Below are 20,266 nucleotides of genomic sequence, written 5' to 3' on the forward strand. Positions count from 1 at the left end.
CGTCAATTTCATTTCGTTGAACCTGAGCTATACTTAAATTGTAAAGAAGAAGAGGGAAAACAAAAAAATCAAAGATAAGACGAAAGGAGAAATAATTCATGCAAAAAGCAGTTATTCAATTAGAAACATTATCTTGTCCATCTTGTATGCAAAAGATTGAAAATGCGGTGAAAGGATTAAACGGGGTTAATCAAGATAGCTTAAAAGTATTATTCAATGCCAGTAAAGTAAAAGTAGATTTTGATTCAGAAACGATCACCATTAATGATATCAAAAAGGCAATTGAAGACTTAGGATATCCCGTCGTTAAATCAAAAGTAAAATCTGCCTAAGACAAACACACATAACAAAAATTATTTATAGAAAGAGGGAAATAATAATGTCTGAACAAACATTTAACGAAGTAATAACAAACCATTTTGAAAAACTGGATTTATACACTACTGCGATTACACGGGCCCATGGTAAGAACCATCCAGAAGCCTTTGAAGTACGTGAACTATTCGAAAAAATCAGTAAAAAGGTAAAAGACGCAGGTACGAACAAACCTGACTTAGATGCTGAATTTGCTCAATTACGAAAAATCACAGACAACTACACCATTCCTGGAGATGTTTGTGAAACATATGCAGGCACATTTAACATGTTAGCGGAAGCGGACAAAGCTTATCAAGCATAGGAAGGGGGGAATATTCAATACAAAAAGCAACGAATCAACTAGAAACGCTATCTTGTCCCGCCTGTTTGCAAAGGATCAAAACGCAGCGAAAAGAGTTAATGACGTTGAAGAAGATAGTGTAAAAGTACTATTCAACTTCAGTAAAGTAAAAATAGATTTTAATGCTGAAGATTGAACAAATCAAACACTACATGTCACATACCTAAAAGGGATACTAATTGATTGTGTCACTCAATAATCCTTATTAGCCCCTTATAAAGCTACTGAGAAGGAAATTACTCAGTGGCCTTTTTTGTAATTATATTAGTTTATGAATACAAATGAGTTAAATCTCTTTTGACTTCGCCTGTGAAAGGGAGGAGGGTTACTATAGAAAAAGGAAATCATCCTTTAATCTATACGGCTTAAATGGTTAGTTCATTATCAACTCCTGACTGAAGTACTGAAGTCACGAGGTTCTCGCTTATATCGCTAAAATTAAATTTGAAGGAGGAGCCTATGAAAATTATAAAGTTTAGTAAACCCAATTGTGTTCCTTGCCAGACGGTAGAGGCACTTTTAAAAGCCAATGGAGTTAAATATGAAGAATATAGCATATTTAAGGAACCAGCAGTCATTGAACAATATGGGTTAACGGGTGTTCCAGTAACGATATTAGTGGATGATCAAGAAAAAGAATTGAAAAGAGTTGTGGGCAATAATCCACCAGCGTTACATCAATTAATTGATATATACAAAAGGGAAAATGACGTTGGATAAGAGAGCTTTCTTAGGTAAAGTTCAATCTCTATTGACTATGTATAAACTAGGTCAATTTGGCGGGCAAATTTTACCGGAGGATGTTTTAGTTGGACTTGTTCCAGTTGTCGAGCTTCCTGAAGTACTTACATTTGGAATGTCCTTAGATTATAAAAGGCCGGTTTATCCTTTATGGCAGTCAATTGCACAAGCCTATAGTGTAGCAGATGACCGTTGGATTTTCAATCCAAGTATGGTTCAAAATTATAATTTTGAAGAATTGCAGGATGTGTTAACTTTGTATAAAATTGCCATCCAACCTAATCGACATACACAAATTTGGCAAAGAATCGCCAAAGCAATTGTTCAGTCCTCGAATCAAAAAAATGTCCAAGGGTTATTAGAGGCTTCGCTTTATGATGTAGCAATCCTAAAATCCATCGTTCAGAAGGAAAGAAAATCGGAGTTTCCTTATTTATCAGGACCAAAAATATTTAACTATTGGCTCTATGTTTTAGAAAAGTATGCAGGTGTCAGTTGGAAAAATCGAAGCATGATTTCCATTGCTCCTGACACCCATATTTTGAAAGCTACGGTAAAACTTGGATTATGTTCTCAAGATGTATTAAGAGGAACGGCAAAGGATCGAGAGTTTGTGGCTGATTGTTGGGCAGAAGTACTTACGGGTACAGGGATTGACCCAATCGATGTCCATACTCCACTTTGGTTATGGAGTCGATCGGGCTTTCCGCCAATTGAATTATAACAATAATTGCACTTTGAATTGATGAAAGAGTTCATAAATATTATTAGTTTTAAAATTGGAAGCCGGGATAGAAAATGCTAATGGCTATTAGATTTTTAGTTTTTAAAAACTTATTTAAGAAAACTTGATTTGGGTCAAGAACCTCTATTTTTTAACATGATAAGCTATAAAAGTAAACAAAAGGCTCCCCTCGTAATGCCTTTTCATCTCATAAATGCTTAAAGGAGTTTTTATCATATGGATTTATTGAAAGAATATAAACGGATTTTAAAGGATCATGATTTAATAGCGTTAGCTACAGCTGTAAACAATAAGCCAAATGTTCGGATAGTCAATTATTATGAAAATACAAGCAAACCAGGAATTATTTATATTTCAACAAACCCAGCCAGACCAAAAGTTAAAGAATTTAAGGAAAATAATCGTGTTTCCTTTACCACGCTCACAAAGGGTGTATATGAGTTTGTTCGTGTCCAAAAAGCTACTGTGAGACCGTTAGATTTAGAAGAGATTCAACAAGTTAAGAGTTATTTTACTAATCGAGATGCAAGTTTTGAAGATAAGTTGATAATGGGAGAAGAAACAACAGCAATTTTTGCTGTAGAGTTTTCTGAGGCCAGCATCAAGCGTAATCCAGTTGACCCCTATGATACTTTACAATTTTAATTTTAAAATAAAGAATAAAGCCGAGTGATTAATTAAAACGAGATTTCCCCAATAAAGGAAAACCAGAGTTAAAGGACAATTATATACCAGTAGCACAAAATATAATGAAAAAGAGATGGCATGTGGCCATCTCTTTTTCATTAAGATTCCCCCTTATATGAGTGGGGGACTTCTCTAAAACGGAGATATATATAAGACTAGGTAAATACTTTTTTATTTTCTCCTCTTTAACCCAATAATTACCTGTGTTCCATATTTTGATACATATTTTGTAGTTCTTCACGTGTTGAAGGATTATTAACTATATGAATCGCATCATAGAAAACACTTTCTTCATTAAGCCATTTCTTTACTTTCTACAAGTCTGACATTGTATATGCCAATATAGTCTTAATACCAATGTACATATACCTTGAGAATGTAAATTCTTTGAAAAAGATCGTATTAATTAAGGATTTCCAAGCATATTACAAAACTATTTTTTAATCATTAAAACCGATTATTTTCCGTTATCCATTTCTTCTCCATCCTTAACAGTAGGCTTTTTCAGATTAAACATTGCCTTAATAGAAAATACTAATAGGATTACGACCCCCACAATGAAAATAGTATCAGGAACTGATCGGAATAAGAGTAAGTTTTGTATTATATCTTGCTGTAAAAATTCACTTGTACGTGATGACCAATAACCATTTACGAATGCCTCTTTGAACTGTATAAATCCAATTGGCATTAAAGCCAAGAAGACCATTCCAAATAAACCAATATTTAATAGCCAGAATGACCATTTAACCCATTTATCATTCCATTTCTCTGGTTTGACCACATTCCGAAGTGAATATAACAGAACTGCTATGGCAAACATTCCATATACACCCATCATGGCGGCATGCGCATGTGCAGGTGTTAATTGCTGACCATGTTCAAAGTAATTGACGGCAGGAAGATTTATTAAGAATCCTGTTACACCAGCACCAACCACATTCCAAATTGATGTTGCAATCAGAAACCAAAATGTGGTTTTGTAAGGGAAGTCTACACCACCGGCCCGTAACATTTTATATTGATCATAAGCTTCTAAAACTAATAGGGTTAGTGGAATGATTTCAAGAGCACTAAATACAGCTCCTACTCCAATCCATACTTCCGGAGAACCATTGTAATAGTAATGGTGACCGATTCCTAATACACCTGTTCCGAGTAAAAGTATAATCTGGAAATAAAACATTCTTACAACTGATTTTTGTGTGACAAGCTTTAAGTTTACGAGCATATAACCGATAATAACAACAGCAAATACTTCGAAGATTCCCTCAACCCATAAATGAACGACCCACCAGCGCCAATAATCCGACATAGTATAGCTCATGTCAGGGGTAATTAAGAGTGCTGCAATATAAAAGGCCGGAACTGCAACAGACGCATAAAACAATAGATGTATTAATCCACCTTTATCACTTTCTCTTTTTAATCCATTATGAATACCACGGTAAACGATAAAGAGCCAAATTGCCATCCCAATTACAAAGGCAATTTGCCAAATACGTCCCATTTCTAGATATTCCCATCCTTGATGGCCAAATAAGAACCATAGGTTACCCAAGTACCCATTTACACCTAGCCATTCACCTATGATTGAGCCCCCAACAACAACTACTAATGCCCAGAATAAAATATCAACTAATAATCCTTGTCGTTTCGGTTCAATACCACCCACATCAGGAGCTAAATAGATCCCCATGCCAAGCCAAGCGGTTGCAATCCAGAAAATAGCTAACTGCAAATGATAGCCTTTAGCAATACCAAAAGGTAAAAGTTCATATATCCACTTGATACCGAAAAATGAATCGGGTTCCGTATAATAATGTGCCAATAAAGTGCCAAACATAACTTGTACAAAAAACATAATCACAACAAATAAAAAGAACTTTGCTGATTTAACTTGAGATACTGATACTTTTTTATTTTTCAAATCATATACTGGGTAATTATCTGTTGAAAACGCAGATTCCATACCAAAATGATACTTCTTATAAATAAATAGAATGATAGCAATAAAAAGCGCTAGTATTGTAATACTTACTCCACTCCATAAAATTGCAGAATAAGTATATGTGTTCCCGGCATCTTCATAATATGGCCAGTTATTTGTATAGGAAATATTATCTCCAGGACGATTTGTACTTGATAACCAGGCAGACCAGAAGAAGAAATCAGAAATCTGTTTAATTTGATCTCCATCATCCACATAAGCACGGTCCTCTTTTGGTAGGTGAGTCTCTTGAATTAATCCTGATTTTAACCCCCAGCCATCACCATTAACAAAAATATCCCGATAATATGCTTGTACCCGTTCAATGCCAGCTACTTGTGCTACTGTAAGATATAGAGTGCTTTCATCTTTATTAAATCTATTTTCACGCATTTCTTTGATTACTTTATCTTTAATAACAGCTTGTTCAGACTCATTTAAATCCTTGTATAGGCTGTCGTAATCCGCTTTAGCGTGATAATCTTGCATCCCTTCTGTATATACCTTCAATGCTTCAGCCGTATAATCTGGACCCATATATGATCCATTTCCTAGTAAGGTTCCATAATCCATTAGACCATATTTTTGAAAGACAGCTTGGCCTCCTAGAATTGAACTGTCAGTCATTAGTACTTCTCCGTTAGCTCCAATAACTTTTTCTGGGATAGGTGCCTGATTTTTGAAAATCCAAAATCCCCCTACAATAAGGGCTGTAAAGCTTAAGATTAAAGTAATAATGGTAACGGATTTTAGTAAGCCATTAACTGTTGTAGGTTTACCATTTTCAGTTACCATATTTCTACCTTTATAAAAATGCATAATAAACACTCCTTTTCTACTCTATTTTTCTACAAATACAATTTTTAAAATTTTATTTCATCCATATAACGCCTCCTTACCCTGATTATCTAACTTCTGTTTTCGTAAAAAATTGATTTCAGTCAAGTTTTATTAATTACTATTATGATAGTGTCAATAATGTAAAAAACTTTTCACAAATTAGAGCACATTTTTCCTTTTGATCTATAGTTGTATTAATTATTACTGTCAAATAAGACTTATAACCTATAACTTGTATTAATGAAAGATGAGAGCTTAATGCCTTTAACTAGACAATTACTCAATTTAGCTTTTCATCAAAAAGAAAGCAAAAGGTTTATAAGAAATTGATACATGATTTGGATTTACTCTTTCAATTAAAATGAAAAAATGAATTTGAATTAAAAAAATGAGGAAAGAGATATAAAAATAATAAAATAGATTTATTTAATGGAAAAATGGAGAAAGATAATAGAAAATCTTGAAATTTTGGTAGATAGGTTTTACAGAGGATAGTTTAAGAGGATAGTTTAGTTGAAACCATACAATTAGGTAAGTTTCCCACTGGTAAATCTAAATCTACTTGTCAATCTATTATAAGACTAAGAAATTAAAGGTGAGATATTTTTTATGGAAAAACAAACTGAAAAGAAAGAGCTTTATAAATCATTGGTCAAGGCAATCAATGAATTACAAAACCCTTCAAATAGTGCTGATAATCCGTATTTCAACTCAAAATACGTTCCATTAGCAAATATTATTGATATTGCGAAACCGGTATTAGGAAAATATAACCTTGCAGTTATGCAAGTTCCCTTTGTCATGTATGAGGCAGTAGGCAACCCTAACAGTATGAAAGAGAGAGCTATCGTAAAGATAATGACAACAATCTTACATGAGAATGGGGAAAGCCTTGAATTTCCTCCAATATTGCTGAAAGCAGGGGGGGATACACCACATGCTATCGGTTCGGCCATTACTTACGGAAGAAGATATTCTCTTACCTCTATTTTAGGAATAGCAGGGAAGGAAGATGATGATGATGGCAATAATGCTTCCAACGGACAGATTGAACGACAACAAACCAGCCAACAATTAGGACAACAAAATCAACAAATGGCTAAGTCTAATATGGATATAATTACTATAGAAGCAATAGCTAAATCAATTAAAGAAAGTAAATCAGGAAAAGGTACTCCGTTTTGTGAACTTACACTAGAAAATAATGGCAAAACCATAAATGCGATTGCTAAAGATGGAATAGCTTTTGAACAAGCCAAAGCACTTAAAGAAGGACATGAAGCAACCTTCACAATATTAACAACACAAGGTTTTCACTTCATTCAATCAATAGCGCAAGTGGCGACTAATGGAGACTGAGTAAGTATAATATTCAGTCTGCTACATCGACATTTTTGGTTTTGCTACCTACGTAGTATGCAAAGGAATACGAATTCTCGCATTACCAAGCATTTATTCAGAAATCGGAAGCCATCGACAGTGAATTTTATTAATCATGCGGCAATCTCTATCAAATTAGGATGGCGTAACCCTGGTGATCGTTTCTATGTTGTTCTTGTTATCAATAGAAGTTGAATTCTACGAAACTATCATATGAAATTGAAACAACGTCTCCTAAAGACTTACGCTTACGGATAATTCTTCTACTAAGATTGCTTCAATACGAAGCAGCTCCCTAAGCAAGAAATAAATACTATTAAAGACTTTCGTATTCATCATAATTTTCCGACTGATTATTCTTTTTCATTCTTCTTTTACCAGGCGTTTCAGCAGCTTTCCTTTGTTTTTCGCGTGTTGTATTAATATAAAGTAATGATATGTCAGCTTGGGTATGACCAAGCTGATTCATGATCAGAGGAATATCACCACCGGATATTTCAGCTAGGTTAGTAGCATAAGTATGTCTTAGCTTATGTGGAGACATTCTCTTATCAAAGGATTGCGTATATTTATAAACAATGTTCTCTATTGCTCGATTAGTAAGGGGAGCAACTTCACCTTTGAAATACTTAACAAAAACAAACTCATTAGGATTATCATTAGCTTTATATTTCTCTTTACTTTCCCTTAAATATTCTTTCGGATCCGCAAGAGAGGGTGGGGCAACTGAAAATATATCTTTTTACCCACCTTTTTCGGATGAAGGTTAGCTAATTATTCTTTTAATTGATTTCCGTAGTATTCATGTTGATTTGAAATAGCCAAAGAAATAGTAGTTTGTCCACGACATTTTCAAATTACGGACAGTATCTTTTTTTCATCATCCATTGTTATTACAGAAAAGTCTAAGCGAATATCGGTTAACACGCGATATTGGTTTAAGTCTCTTTCACTTATGAGACCATTTCTACTAAATTGTTCTAACTGTTGAAGTTTTGGTTTACCGTACTTAATTAGGATATTTTCCTTTAACTGATTGAATATCTGAAAACTATCATATTTTTTAGGATAGCTTTGAATAGATAAACTACCATATTTATGATGAAGGGATTTGCGTTCTTCACTTGGTAACTTCATAACATGTTGAATTTCAGGAAGTTTCATAAGGTCCTTCTTTAGTTGGTTATATTGCTGAGTTAAAACTTTCTTTTCCTTCTTTAAATGAGCCAAATTTCTCACAATGTCTTCCAATTCCATATGTTCTGATTGTATGTAAGACGGAAAAAATTCAGCTTGAAACCTTTTATATTCTTTATTAAAATTTGCTTTTACATAAAAACGATCGGGGAGCCGAAAATCTTGAAGTTGCTCATACAAATCTTGATTCTGTGCTAGCCTCGTCTGATCAATTCCAACAACATAAGGTAATAATCCGATATCAAACAAATACTCATTTAACCCTTGCGTATCCGTTTTATAAATTTTTTTGGCTGTAAAACGCGCAACAAGCTGATATTTAGGAAATTCATGCCTTTTAATTTCGCTTGATTCTAGAAACCCTCTCATTTCTGTGGTTAGTAACTTCATATCCTTTTCTATTTGTTTTAATCGTGGATAATTCCCACTTTCAATAAAAGCTTCTATTCTTTTAACTGCCTCACCATTCATATTCTCACCCTCATTCGTAGAGTTATAAATGTAAATGCTGGGTGAAGAAAGACCAGCCTTCTCTTTTTTAAATTATTCCATTAACGCAAGCTTTTCCTTCAAAGCCAACGCAGCATTCTTTACTGCTAAATTAATGAGGCCTTTTTTCTTCCCTCGTTTCGGTTGAAGAACTGTCGTGTTTAGAAGTTTCGCTAGTTCCTCGATATCACTTTCTGTTTGTAAGAGTATTTCCTTTGGTAAAATTCGTTCATTCTGGTTATAGTATTCAATTAAAAAATGAAAGATTTCCTCATTTGGATGATTCATAATTGGAAATAGGTGAAAATCATGTGCTTGTAGTTTCCCAGAACGGATAAAAAAGGTCTCAACGGCCATCCACTCACGGTCAGTAGCAAAGCCAAAAACATCCATACTTCGTTGCTCTGAAATCACGATTTTCTGCTTTTCCATTGTGATTTCAATACTATTGATTAGATCATGATACTCTTTAGCTTTTTCAAAATCCATATTTTCCGATGCTTGGTTCATTTTCCTCTGAAGCTCTTGTTTAATATTTAGATAACCACCATTTAAAAAATGACGTATTTGGCGAATCCTTTCCTTATACTCTTCGGGCGAGACCTCATGATCACACGATCCAATACAAAGTCCTAATTGATAGTACAAACACGGACGGTTTTCGCTTACATGGCATCTTCTAAGTGGATAAAGTCGTTCCAATAGTTTAGTTGTATCCTTTGCAGCTTGTACAAATGGATAAGGTCCAAAATAAATTCCACCATCCTGTACTAAACTTCTAGTGATGATAAGGCGCGGATGTCGCTCAGCAGTTATTTTGATGTAGGGATAATTCTTATCGTCTTTAAGTAGCATATTGTATTTTGGTCTATATTTTTTTATTAAATTAATTTCTAATAAAAGCGCTTCTTTATTAGATGACGTCACAACATATTCAAAGTCTGCAATTTCTGCAACTAGTGATTCTGTCTTGTTGTTATGAGAGCCTGTAAAATAAGAGCGAACCCTGTTTTTTAACCTTTTGGCTTTCCCTACATAGATAATTATGCCTTCTAAATCTTTCATGAGATAACAACCAGGTAAGTCCGGAAGCAATGATAACTTTTCTTTTAGTAAATCGTTCATACTCAACGGGAAAAACTCCTTCCTATTCAAAGGTGCCGTATCCATGCAGTAAAAAGGTTAAAATTTGTGGGGATAATTTATTTAGTGAAAATTAGTGTTTAAATCTCGAAACTTAATTGTAAAGGTTCTTGCAATGAAATAAATTGATATATATCAAGATTAATTTGATTTGATTATGAGGGAGGAAACATAAAGTTCTCAAAACAGTATGAGGACGTTAAAAAACTACGTTGTAGAAAGAAAAGAAGCACAGGGCTATCACTATTAGTCTATAAAGTCTCTACAATATAGGAACCAAACATTCCTATTGTGCTAGTCAGTCATAATTTTATGTGTATCTATCATTCTTTATTTGAAATAAGACCTTCTTCGTGGAAGAAGGCCTCCTAAAGAAGACTAAGCTGTTATTCCTTGATATTTATTTTGCCGTATTTCCCATTGAAATCGAAATTCGGTTCCAGCTGTTTATTTGATTTATGATCAGAACGAGGTCAACATACTGTATTTCGTTATAATGTTCTCGAACCCGTTGATACAATTCTTCTGGAACACGCTCAGTTGATATCAAGGTGATATGTTCTGTTAACTCTAAGGCAACCTTTTCTGCCTCCGTATAGAATTCACACTCTCTCCAGACACTCACACAATTAATACGTTGTACTGTTTCGCCCATTTTTTGTGCATCTGTTGTATGCATATTCAAACAAAAGGCACAACCATTAATTTGGGATGCTCTAATTTTTATAAGTTCCCGAAGCTTCGGCTCCAACGTTGTCATCTTTGTATATTTTTCCATCTCCTTCATGATGTTCATACCATCAGGTGCAATATCATAATACGAAATTCTTGGTTCCATCTACTAATACTTCCTTTCAACTAGGATAATGTGACTTAATTCTCACAGGAACGTATGCGCTAGTAATTGAAAATACACAAAATTATATGTTAATTAACAGTAATATTCATATTTTAAAAATAAACTATTGTATCTTACACAGTAAAATCTTCCCTGATATATAGGGAATTCACCATTCTAAAAAATTCATGAAAGGAATTTTAAAATTTCCTCTTCATTAAATCCTATTATCACCTTTTGTCCATCAGTCAAAATTGGCTTTTTAATTAATCTTCCATCTGATGCTAATATATCAAGTAATTCATTTTCGGTAGCAGTCATTAATTTATCCTTTATTCCAAGTTCGCGGTATAACTTATGATGTGTGTTGAAAAATTTTCTTATTCCCAACCCACTTTTGTGATACATATCCTCCATTTCCTCTCGAGAAGGTGTACTTTTTACGATATGCTTGGGAGTATATGAGACTTGCTTTTCATCAAGCCATTTTTTTGTTTTTCGACATGTCTGACATTGGGGGTGCCAATATAAAGTCAATGTCATTACAATACCCTCTTTCTATAAATGAGATTTCTGTTTGACTAAATTCTATCAGAATTATAGATTTTAAAAATTGATAGATATCAAGGTATCAGGAAATGAAAAGGATTAATTTTAGATGTGTAAAGGGGAGGTGATTCGATGGAAACAACAAAATGCGTGGTTAGTGGCATGGAAATGGAGATTAATGATTCTGCATTACGAGCAACCTATGAGGGAAAAGATTATTATGTATGTTGTGAACATTGTCTAGAGGCGTTTAATAAAAATCCTCAAAAATATGTTCAAAATTAGTAGTAATTAAACGTATAATGAGAATTTCCTCTCATATATATACCTAAATTAGCGAATGGTTCCATACAGTTCACCATCTACACATAATGTTAAATCAGAATATCTTAAATAATGCCATTGAGAAAAGTCAATTTCTCAGTGGCTTTTCTTATACTGTATAACAGTTGACTAGACAAATTGTAGTTTTAATCCTCATTTGAAGAAGGAGAAGTTTTAAGTAGACTTGATATATATCAATGCGGATGAGCTACTTTCCATTTAGGATGGATGTATATTAGTAATATCTAAAAAAGGGAGATGAACATTATAAGTCAACCACACTGTGTAACCTAGGAGAATCTTTTAAATCTATGAAATGACACGATTGGATTTAGAGGTTAATAAAAAAACATTTCATGTGAAAAACATCACTAGGAGGAATCACCATGATAACTTTTTATAGTTTACCGAGTTGTGCATCATGTAGAAAATCAAAAAAATGGTTAATGAAACATGAGGTACCATTTACGGAACGCAACATCCTTTCTGATCCTTTAAATGAAAGTGAGATCAAACACTTATTAAAAATGACAACGGATGGAACTGAGGAAATTATTTCAACAAAATCGAAAGTTTATCAAGCATTAAATGTTGATATAGAACAAATGAACTTAAACAATCTCATTAGCTTAATAATGGAATACCCCAAATTATTAAAAGCACCGATTCTTTTTGATGAAAGGTATCTACAAGTGGGTCACAACGAAGAAGGACTGTGTAAATTCCTACCCAGAAGAAATAAAAAGAGAATTTTACCTCTTCAGGCTTTACCGCAGTAATCTTAAGAATTAGTTTCCAATTTCAAATTGTATATTTGAGCCAAGATTTTCTTGAATCCATTCGATCTAACTATTATTAAAAATTTAAAATAAAATTCGTGTATTTATTCAACTTCATACGTTTGAATCTAACATCCCTCTGAATGAATAAACTACATACCTGCTAATATAAGGTTAAAAATTGTTCTGTATCAATTTTTTATTTCTATCTTATTTGTAAACTATGATTAAGAGAAAGGAGGAAATGAATAGGGAGATAGATTAAATACAAATGTTCAGATTTCTTTTAAAACTAAAACTAAAAATAAAGGAGTTTTTTACATGAAAGGAAAGTTTTCGAAAATAACTGGAACACTACTAATATCATTAGGAATTATTGGTCTGATTCCAACAATGGCTAGTGCACATTGCGATACAATGGACGGTCCTGTAATAACAGATGCAAAGAAGGCTATCGAAACAAATAATATAAGTTATATTTCTAAATGGGTTTTACCAGAAGATGAGGAAGAATTATCAAATATCTACAAGCAAACAATGGAGGTAAGAGAATTAAGCCCCGAGGCACAAACCTTAGCTGATCAATATTTATATGAAAATCTTGTAAGAATTCATCGCGCAGGAGAAGGCGCACCGTTTACAGGTGTGAAACCTGAAGGAACACCTTTTGCACCTGAAATAGTTGCTGCAGATACAAGTATTGAAGTAGAAAACCTTGACCCTTTTAATGGTGTGATCGATGAAGAAAAAATGCCCGAAATTGAGGAGGCATTCGAACAAGTATTAGCTACAAAAGAATTTGACGTTAATGATGTTGATGCCGGTAGAGAATATGTTAATTCCTATGTAGTATTTACTCATCTTGCTGAAGGTGAAGAAGCACATGCTGATGGACACGATGGGATAGAAGAAGCACATGAATCAACTGAATTTACGAATGAAAATCATAGTGCAGCGGAATTAGCAGATGGTCTAATAGAAGTAGAAAATGAAGAGTCAGGTAGTTCATCAAATTGGATTCCATGGACACTTACAATAATATTTGCTATTACAACCGTTCATTTATTATTCTCTAAAAAGCATAAACATCATCACCACCATTAATGTTTAAAATGATGACCCTGAAAACAACTCAAAAAAAATCCATAAAAAGTTGGCTGTCTATTATTACGACTGGAATTATTTTTGCCTTTTTAATCTATAAATTTCTTTTCTTTGTTATTATCGTTCCGAGTGGTTCCATGTTCCCAACCATTCAACCACAGGACCGAATCATAACAACGCGGATATATGATGTCGACCAAATAAAAAGGCAGGATATAATCGTATTTTATTCTAAGGAATTAGACGAAATAATGGTTAAACGGATAATAGGATTGCCAAATGATATCGTTGAAATTAAAGGTGATGGTTTAGTATATATTAATGGACAAGAACTCAAGGAACCCTATGTAAAATATTCGGACCAACTAACGGGTACTTATCAGGTCCCAGATGGAAAGTACCTTTTCTTAGGTGACAATCGGAGACACTCATATGATAGTAGAAAGTGGGTTAATCCTTATATTGATGCAAGTAATATTGAGGGAAAAGCTGTATTGACGATTTTTCCATTGAATAGAATTTCACTATTAGAATAGTACGCATTATGCCTATAAGAAAAGCTATCTTTTCTTATAGGCTTTTGTCTTTTAACCAGGAAAGTACTACGCTTCGAATCTTTCTTTCAAAAAGCAAATGTGTAGTATAAATAAAGTAGAATATTAATCTTGATTACAGTCAATTCTTCCTTTGTTAAAAATTTCTATAATGATACTACAGATACACTTACTCATAGTACTCAATTAATAGAAGGGAGGAAGTTATTATGGTACATAACCATAATGAACATCAACACAGTCATACAGATTGTCTACGTTTAGTCCCTATTTTCACCCATTTAGAAGAAGTACAAATAGATAAAATTGCGACATTCGTAAATAATATTAGCTTACAAAAAGGTGATTTTCTTTTCCAACCAGGTGAATGTGATAATACTTTATACATTATTATCAGCGGAAAAGTTCGGATCTTCCAGAAGATGAAATCTGGGGAAGAACAGATTATTCGAATTTTAAACCCAGGTGACTTTACTGGAGAATTTTCTATATTTCAAACAAAGGATGTTTATGTTCATTATGCGGAAGTGATTCAAAATGCATCTGTCTGCTTACTAAGTGGCCCAGAATTACAAAGATACATAGTTGAATCTCCGCGAATTTCTTTATCTATAATCTCTGAACTATCAAAAGGTTTAAAAGAACTACAAAAACATGTTGTTCTAGAAAACACAGAGACTCGAGTCATCTCTTTTCTAGTAGATTGCGTGGAAAGAGATAGTGGTAATAGTCCCACTATCAATCTTCCAATGTCTAAAAAAGAAATAGCTTCATACTTGGGAATCGCTCCTGAAACACTAAGTCGTAAACTGACCAAATTAGAAAAGCAAGGTTTGATCGAGCAGCAGCTAAAAAGGAACATCAAAATTCCTGATTTAGATAATTTAATATTACATATGAATTAATTTATTAAAATTGATAAACATTACTGGCTAAGTCAACAGAAATCGCTTCAAACCAATGACTGATACACCTCCATTGTTTTCCATGCTGAAATGAGGAGAATATTTTGAGTAGTGAAGTTTTATTGATGAAATTAGACTAGACATTATTATCCTTAAATGAGTTTGATTACAATAACGGCTTGCCAAAGTAAAGTAGTAAGGCGAAGGACAGGATCCCCTTGATAAATCAGAGGAATATGTAAAACTAAGTTATGGTTCGTTACGGGGATAAAGGAAACTTACCCATATACGCGGAATAGAGGAGAGCCAAATAAACCCATTGCTAGAAGAACACAAGAATGAATAGCTGGAAAATACAGACAAATGTTCAATCGTTAATCGGTCTCTATTTTTCCTTTCCTCCCCCCGAAAACAGAAGCGTAGCCTTTAAGGTTACGTTTCTTTTTTATAGGGATAAGAACATACTGAAGCCTTCCCAAAGAAGCACATACAGAAGAAAAATGTTACTTTTCCCATACGTTGCTAGAAAAACGATTCGTTTATTTTAATTTCTTAATGGCCGTCAAGTAAATAGAATCCAAAAACATTTAAGCTGAAGGCATGCGATGGGAAAGATGGCTTTAATCAAAAAAAGAAATAAATATATATTGAAACTTGATGGCCGTCAATTATCAAAATCAATAAACATCCTATACTTTAATCATCAAGAAGATGAAAAAACAAATTGGAGGGAAACCAAATGCAAAGTTATATATTAAGAATTAAAAATCAGATTACCCTGATTAGTGGGATATTAATTGTCATTGGATTAATTAGTCATTTTGCTTTACAAAATGTCGCTCTTTTCAATGGGTCGTTTATTATCGCTTCCATCTTGGGAGTAGCACCCATTGCGATTCAGGCGTATCAAGCCTTAAAAGTAAAAGTGGTCAGTATTGATGTATTAGTCACTATTGCGGTAATTGGAGCTTTCTTGATTCAAAACTATGAAGAATCAGCGATTGTGACGTTCTTGTTCCTATTCGGTTCATACTTGGAACAACGCACATTGAACAAAACAAGATCTGCCATCAAGGCATTAACAGAAATGGCACCAGAAAGTGCTTGGAAACAAATGGAGAATGGTGAATTTGAAGAAGTAGAAGTTGATGATGTGGATGAAGGCGACATCTTGCTTGTTAAAACAGGCGCAAAAGTACCTGTGGATGGAACGGTAATAAGAGGAGAAGGCCACATCAATGAAGCAAGTATCACAGGTGAATCTGTACCCGTTAACAAAGTCATCGATACTGAGGTATTCGCAGGAACCATCTTGGAAAATGGTACACTCCAAATTCGAGCAGATCGAGTGGGCGAAGATACAACCTTTGGTAAAATCATTGAATTGGTAGAAGAAGCTCAAGATTCCAAATCTGAAGCGGAACGGTTCATTGACCGATTCTCTAAATACTACACACCAGCTGTTTTAATCCTCTCTGTAATCGTTTGGCTTTTCTCACGAGATATCGAGCTGGCCATCACCATATTAGTCTTAGGTTGCCCAGGTGCATTGGTAATCGGTGTACCCGTTTCAAACGTCGCAGGTATTGGCAACGGTGCACGTAATGGTGTTCTTCTTAAAGGTAGCGAGGTCATCAATGACTTCAGTAGAGTAGATACAATCGTCTTTGATAAAACAGGAACATTGACAGTCGGAAACCCTGAAGTGGCAGAAAAAGAATTTTACGGAAATAACAGTGAGGAAGTGCTTGGTTACTTAGCAAGTGTGGAACGTGAATCTGATCACCCTCTTGCAAAGGCAGTCCTAAATAACATTGGTGAGACTACTTTTTCTCCAGTAGAAGAGACAGAAGTTGTCAAAGGTGGCGGAATTGTCGCCAAAGTAAACGGCCATCGCGTAGCTGTTGGGAATGTTGCTTTGATGGAAAAGGAAAACGTCGTGCTAAGCCAAAAAGCCAAAGATGATGTGCAACAATTTGAAAAAAATGGAAACTCCCTTGTCTTGACAGCGGTCGACGGTGAATTAAAAGTACTTATGGGCATTCGTGACCAAGTTCGCCCGGGAGTGAAAAAGGATCTTCAAAAATTAAAGGCTTTAGGCGTGAAAAATCTTGTGGTCCTTTCCGGAGACAATCAAGGAACAGTAGATTTAGTGGCTAGTGAACTTGGATTGACTGAAGCACATGGTCATATGTTGCCAGAAGGTAAATCTGCCTATATTGAAAAAGTACAAAAAGAAGGGCAAATCGTCGCCTTTGTTGGTGATGGGGTCAACGATAGTCCTTCATTAGCTTTAGCAAATATCGGAATCGCAATGGGTAGTGGAACAGATGTAGCCATTGAAACATCCGATGTGGTCTTGATGAACTCTGACTTCAGTCGTCTGCCACACGCATTAGGTTTAACAAAAGCAACGGCAAGAAACATGAAGCAAAATATTATCATCGCGGTAGCTGTCGTATTAGTATTACTTGCCAGCGTGTTCTTCAGTGAATGGATGAACATGTCCATTGGGATGTTAGTTCACGAGGCTAGTATTTTGGTTGTAATCTTTAATGGTATGAGATTAATGAGATACCGTTTAAGAGGTAAAAACGCTTAAAAAGTACGACAAATCCAAAGATAAATAGTGAAACTTGATTACAATCAATTTTTATAATTCCAACCAGGATTATAATAGAACTATTAAGAGGAAGGGGTGGAACAAACAAATCCACCCCAATATAAAAAAACTAGGAGGAATATAATCATGGAAAAAGCAACCATTCAATTAGAGACCTTATCTTGTCCATCATGTATGCAAAAGATCGAGAATGCAGTAAAAGGTTTAAATGGGATTGAACAAGATAGTGTAAAAGTATTATTCAATGCAAGTAAAGTAAAGGTAGATTTTAATTCAGAAGCAATAGCAATTAACGATATTGAAAAGGCCATTAAAGATTTAGGATATCCTGTCATCAAAACAAAAGTAAAACCTGCCTAAGAAAATAATAAACTATTAATCAAGAAAGAGGGAATCAATTATGTCAGAACAAACAAAAACATTTAACGAAGTGGTAGAAAATAATTTTGAAAAACTAGATCTATTCACCAAAGCAATCACACGTGCTCACGGTAAAAATCATCCAGAAGCATTTGAAGTACGTGAACTGTTCGAAACAATGAATACAAAAGTACAAGAAGCTGGCACAAACAAACCGAACTTGGATGCAGAATTTACCCAGTTGCGTAAAATCACAGACAACTACACCATTCCTGGCGATGTATGTGAAACATATGCAGGCACCTTCGAAATGTTATCAGAAGTAGATAATGCATATCAGGCTTAAAATAACTCAAAACCAAAAGAATGAACTTGGTTTACGGTCGTTAAAATAAGAAAGGGGAAATGATTTATGCAAAAAGCAACCATTCAATTAGAAACCTTATCTTGCCCATCTTGTATGCAAAAGATTGAAAATGCGGTGAAAGCAATAAACGGTGTTTATCAAGGTAGCTTGAAAGTATTATTCAATGCAAGTAAAGTAAAAGTAGACTTTGATTCAGAAGCAGTCGCTATTAACGATATCGAAAAGGCAATTGAAGACTTAGGATATCCTGTTGTCAAATCAAAGGTAAAACCTGCTTAATCGAGTAAATAGAATGGAAGCCTAAGATGCCCTCTTAGGCTTTTTATAAAAAGGAGAGGTTATTTTGGAACAAAACCAATGTTGTCATCACCAACATGGACATACAGAATGTATTCGTATCGTTCCCATTTTCAACCATCTGGAAGACTCACAAATGGATTTGATTGCGGAATCTGCCAAGACACTTCATCTACAAAAAGGGGAAATGTTATTCCGTGCAGGTGAGGAAGATGACACCTTATATATTATCAATTCAGGTAAGGCTCGGATTTACCGCTTATCGGATTCCGGAAAAGAACAACTTGTTCGCATTTTAAATCCTGGTGATTTTACAGGTGAAGTGGCCATTTTCCAACCTGGAAGTGTTCATGAAAATTATGCGGAAGCACTACAAAATACATCCATTTGTTTAATTAAACGAGAGGATTTACAGAAGTATTTGGTGGAATATCCGCAGATCTCATTAAAAATACTCTCAGAAGTAACGATACGTTTGAAGGATTCTGAAAAACAAACCACACAAGTAGCGATTGAAAATGTAGAATCCCGCATTATATCCTTTTTAGCTGAAAATGTTGAAAAGGGAAGTGGCAATAGTCCAACGGTTGCCTTACCAATGTCCAAAAAGGATTTAGCCTCGTATCTTGGTACCACACCAGAAACAATCAGCCGTAAATTTACTACTCTAGAAGAACTTGGATTGATTAAACAGTTACCGAAAAAGAAAATTAAAATAATGGATTTAGATCAATTGTTACTTCATACTGAATAAATATAAGCAGAGCAGCGTGCCATCATACTAACCGGGTTCGGTTTAATAGTACAAAACATAAAATAACAAACCTTTTAGCAATCCAATTAGCATATAAAATGGATTGCTAATTTTTGTTGGTTTAACAATGTTTATCTACAAAAAGAAAGAGAAATGGCTACTTATTTGGCACTTATTTTACCAAGATGACATAAATTTGTGTCAACTGCATAATTCATTAGCAAAACACCCCCTAATAACTAAGCTAATTCCTCTGATAAATAACTAAGGAATTGGCAACTTATGTTAAAATTATAATTTGGATTGTGAATTAGTGTACTTAAAGTAACGGGTGCTTTACTTGAAATAGAAAGGATGTTTTATTATTAGAATACATATCATTGGCGGTTCAGGAAGTGGGAAGTCATATATAGCCAAGCAAATAAGCAACAAGTTTAATATTCCTCATTTCGATTTGGATGATATTTTTTGGGATAACCAGGCTGAAGAGTATGGGATAAAAACTCCAGAATTAGAAAGAGATAACAAACTGAAAAAGTTAGTGGAGCAGCCCTCTTGGATAATTGAAGGCGTATATTTTAAATGGGTCAAACCAAGTTTTAAAAAGGCTGAAAAGATATTTATTTTAAATATTCCATTGTCACTGCAAGAAGAAAGGATTTGGAGTAGGTACGAAAAAAGAAAATTAGGAGAAGTAACTTCTGCTAAGAAAGAAACATTACAAAGTGTTATAGATTTAATAGATTGGAACAGAAGATATAATCAGGAACACATTCCAAATTTTATTAAAGATAATGAATTTAAGAGAAAAATTATCCAACTTGAAAATAATGAAGATATCTTCAAATACCTAGTTTAGTTATTAAGTTAACGGGTGCTTTA

At 34.2% G+C, this 20,266-nt stretch carries 22 protein-coding genes and 1 pseudogene; 17 read left to right on the forward strand and 6 right to left on the reverse strand.

What is annotated here, in order from left to right:
• The first annotated feature begins 98 nt into the window (after positions 1–98).
• The 5 genes from BN2144_RS05885 (at position 99) to BN2144_RS05905 (ending at position 2,849) form a co-directional block, all read left to right on the forward strand.
• Positions 99–332 (forward strand): heavy-metal-associated domain-containing protein, encoded by a 234-nt coding sequence (locus BN2144_RS05885; RefSeq protein ID WP_033827363.1) that lies wholly within the window; start codon positions 99–101, stop codon positions 330–332.
• A gap of 47 nt (positions 333–379) precedes the next feature.
• Positions 380–679, forward strand: a complete 300-nt coding sequence (locus BN2144_RS05890; protein ID WP_033827364.1) for a hypothetical protein — start codon at positions 380–382, stop codon at positions 677–679.
• 498 nt (positions 680–1,177) lie between these two features.
• Positions 1,178–1,438, forward strand: a complete 261-nt coding sequence (locus BN2144_RS05895) for a glutaredoxin family protein (RefSeq protein WP_033827369.1) — start codon at positions 1,178–1,180, stop codon at positions 1,436–1,438.
• Positions 1,431–2,183: a hypothetical protein gene (locus BN2144_RS05900; protein WP_033827370.1), complete on the forward strand. Its 753-nt coding sequence runs from the start codon at positions 1,431–1,433 to the stop codon at positions 2,181–2,183. Before BN2144_RS05895 ends, BN2144_RS05900 begins: the two co-directional genes overlap by 8 nt.
• 237 nt (positions 2,184–2,420) lie before the next feature.
• Complete coding sequence (locus BN2144_RS05905; RefSeq protein WP_050632221.1) at positions 2,421–2,849, forward strand: pyridoxamine 5'-phosphate oxidase family protein; 429 nt, start codon at positions 2,421–2,423, stop codon at positions 2,847–2,849.
• 499 nt (positions 2,850–3,348) lie between these two features.
• Here the strand turns inward: BN2144_RS05905 and BN2144_RS05910 are convergent, their stop codons facing one another.
• On the reverse strand, positions 3,349–5,700 hold the full coding sequence (locus tag BN2144_RS05910; protein ID WP_407638011.1) for a nitric-oxide reductase large subunit: 2,352 nt from the start codon (positions 5,698–5,700) through the stop codon (positions 3,349–3,351).
• A gap of 630 nt (positions 5,701–6,330) precedes the next feature.
• Between BN2144_RS05910 and BN2144_RS05915 the strand changes: the two genes are divergently transcribed.
• Positions 6,331–7,080, forward strand: coding sequence for an ERF family protein (locus BN2144_RS05915; protein WP_050632222.1), 750 nt, complete (start codon positions 6,331–6,333; stop codon positions 7,078–7,080).
• A gap of 337 nt (positions 7,081–7,417) precedes the next feature.
• Here the strand turns inward: BN2144_RS05915 and BN2144_RS20905 are convergent, their stop codons facing one another.
• The 5 genes and pseudogenes from BN2144_RS20905 to BN2144_RS05940 all read right to left on the reverse strand — a co-directional run bounded on the left by BN2144_RS20905 (position 7,418) and on the right by BN2144_RS05940 (position 11,311).
• On the reverse strand, positions 7,418–7,837 hold the full coding sequence (locus tag BN2144_RS20905; RefSeq protein ID WP_082195152.1) for a tyrosine-type recombinase/integrase: 420 nt from the start codon (positions 7,835–7,837) through the stop codon (positions 7,418–7,420).
• A 116-nt stretch (positions 7,838–7,953) separates the two neighbouring features.
• A complete protein-coding gene (locus tag BN2144_RS05925; RefSeq protein WP_033827371.1) occupies positions 7,954–8,769 on the reverse strand; it encodes a hypothetical protein in 816 nt (271 codons plus the stop codon).
• Between the two features lie 75 nt (positions 8,770–8,844).
• A pseudogene (gene uvrC / locus BN2144_RS05930) lies at positions 8,845–9,912 on the reverse strand (excinuclease ABC subunit UvrC); the annotation flags it as partial.
• A gap of 418 nt (positions 9,913–10,330) precedes the next feature.
• The gene (locus BN2144_RS05935; RefSeq protein ID WP_033827372.1) at positions 10,331–10,768 is read right to left on the reverse strand and encodes a carboxymuconolactone decarboxylase family protein; all 438 of its coding nucleotides are present in this window, start codon (positions 10,766–10,768) and stop codon (positions 10,331–10,333) included.
• A gap of 186 nt (positions 10,769–10,954) precedes the next feature.
• Positions 10,955–11,311 (reverse strand): arsenate reductase family protein, encoded by a 357-nt coding sequence (locus tag BN2144_RS05940; RefSeq protein ID WP_033827373.1) that lies wholly within the window; start codon positions 11,309–11,311, stop codon positions 10,955–10,957.
• 138 nt (positions 11,312–11,449) lie between these two features.
• On the opposite strand from BN2144_RS05940, the gene BN2144_RS19090 reads away from it, so the two are divergent.
• The 11 genes from BN2144_RS19090 (at position 11,450) to BN2144_RS05990 (ending at position 20,243) form a co-directional block, all read left to right on the forward strand.
• Positions 11,450–11,602, forward strand: a complete 153-nt coding sequence (locus tag BN2144_RS19090) for a YHS domain-containing protein (protein WP_075047805.1) — start codon at positions 11,450–11,452, stop codon at positions 11,600–11,602.
• Between the two features lie 425 nt (positions 11,603–12,027).
• Positions 12,028–12,420 carry a transcriptional regulator Spx gene (gene spx, locus BN2144_RS05945; protein WP_033827374.1) on the forward strand — a complete coding sequence of 131 codons (393 nt, stop codon included), beginning with the start codon at positions 12,028–12,030 and terminating at the stop codon, positions 12,418–12,420.
• Between the two features lie 321 nt (positions 12,421–12,741).
• On the forward strand, positions 12,742–13,524 hold the full coding sequence (locus BN2144_RS20305; RefSeq protein ID WP_042337678.1) for a DUF6448 family protein: 783 nt from the start codon (positions 12,742–12,744) through the stop codon (positions 13,522–13,524).
• Positions 13,524–14,060: a signal peptidase I gene (lepB, locus tag BN2144_RS05955; protein WP_222860088.1), complete on the forward strand. Its 537-nt coding sequence runs from the start codon at positions 13,524–13,526 to the stop codon at positions 14,058–14,060. The genes BN2144_RS20305 and lepB overlap by 1 nt, the downstream gene beginning before the upstream one ends.
• A gap of 227 nt (positions 14,061–14,287) precedes the next feature.
• Positions 14,288–14,983 (forward strand): Crp/Fnr family transcriptional regulator, encoded by a 696-nt coding sequence (locus BN2144_RS05960; RefSeq protein ID WP_033827375.1) that lies wholly within the window; start codon positions 14,288–14,290, stop codon positions 14,981–14,983.
• 739 nt (positions 14,984–15,722) lie between these two features.
• Positions 15,723–17,585: a heavy metal translocating P-type ATPase gene (locus BN2144_RS05965; protein WP_033827376.1), complete on the forward strand. Its 1,863-nt coding sequence runs from the start codon at positions 15,723–15,725 to the stop codon at positions 17,583–17,585.
• Between the two features lie 147 nt (positions 17,586–17,732).
• Entirely contained in the window at positions 17,733–17,966 is a 234-nt protein-coding gene (locus BN2144_RS05970) for a heavy-metal-associated domain-containing protein (protein WP_033827377.1), read from the forward strand.
• 40 nt (positions 17,967–18,006) lie between these two features.
• On the forward strand, positions 18,007–18,312 hold the full coding sequence (locus tag BN2144_RS05975) for a hypothetical protein (RefSeq protein WP_033827378.1): 306 nt from the start codon (positions 18,007–18,009) through the stop codon (positions 18,310–18,312).
• Positions 18,313–18,378: 66 nt separating this feature from the next.
• Positions 18,379–18,612, forward strand: coding sequence for a heavy-metal-associated domain-containing protein (locus tag BN2144_RS05980; protein ID WP_033827379.1), 234 nt, complete (start codon positions 18,379–18,381; stop codon positions 18,610–18,612).
• Positions 18,613–18,676: 64 nt separating this feature from the next.
• Entirely contained in the window at positions 18,677–19,384 is a 708-nt protein-coding gene (locus BN2144_RS05985; protein WP_033827380.1) for a Crp/Fnr family transcriptional regulator, read from the forward strand.
• Positions 19,385–19,763: 379 nt separating this feature from the next.
• A complete protein-coding gene (locus BN2144_RS05990; protein WP_268258042.1) occupies positions 19,764–20,243 on the forward strand; it encodes an AAA family ATPase in 480 nt (159 codons plus the stop codon).
• Positions 20,244–20,266: the final 23 nt, after the last annotated feature.

Origin of the sequence: Bacillus andreraoultii, assembly GCF_001244735.1 — a bacterium.
In the GTDB taxonomy this organism is placed as follows: Bacteria; Bacillota; Bacilli; order Bacillales; family Caldibacillaceae; genus Caldifermentibacillus; species Caldifermentibacillus andreraoultii.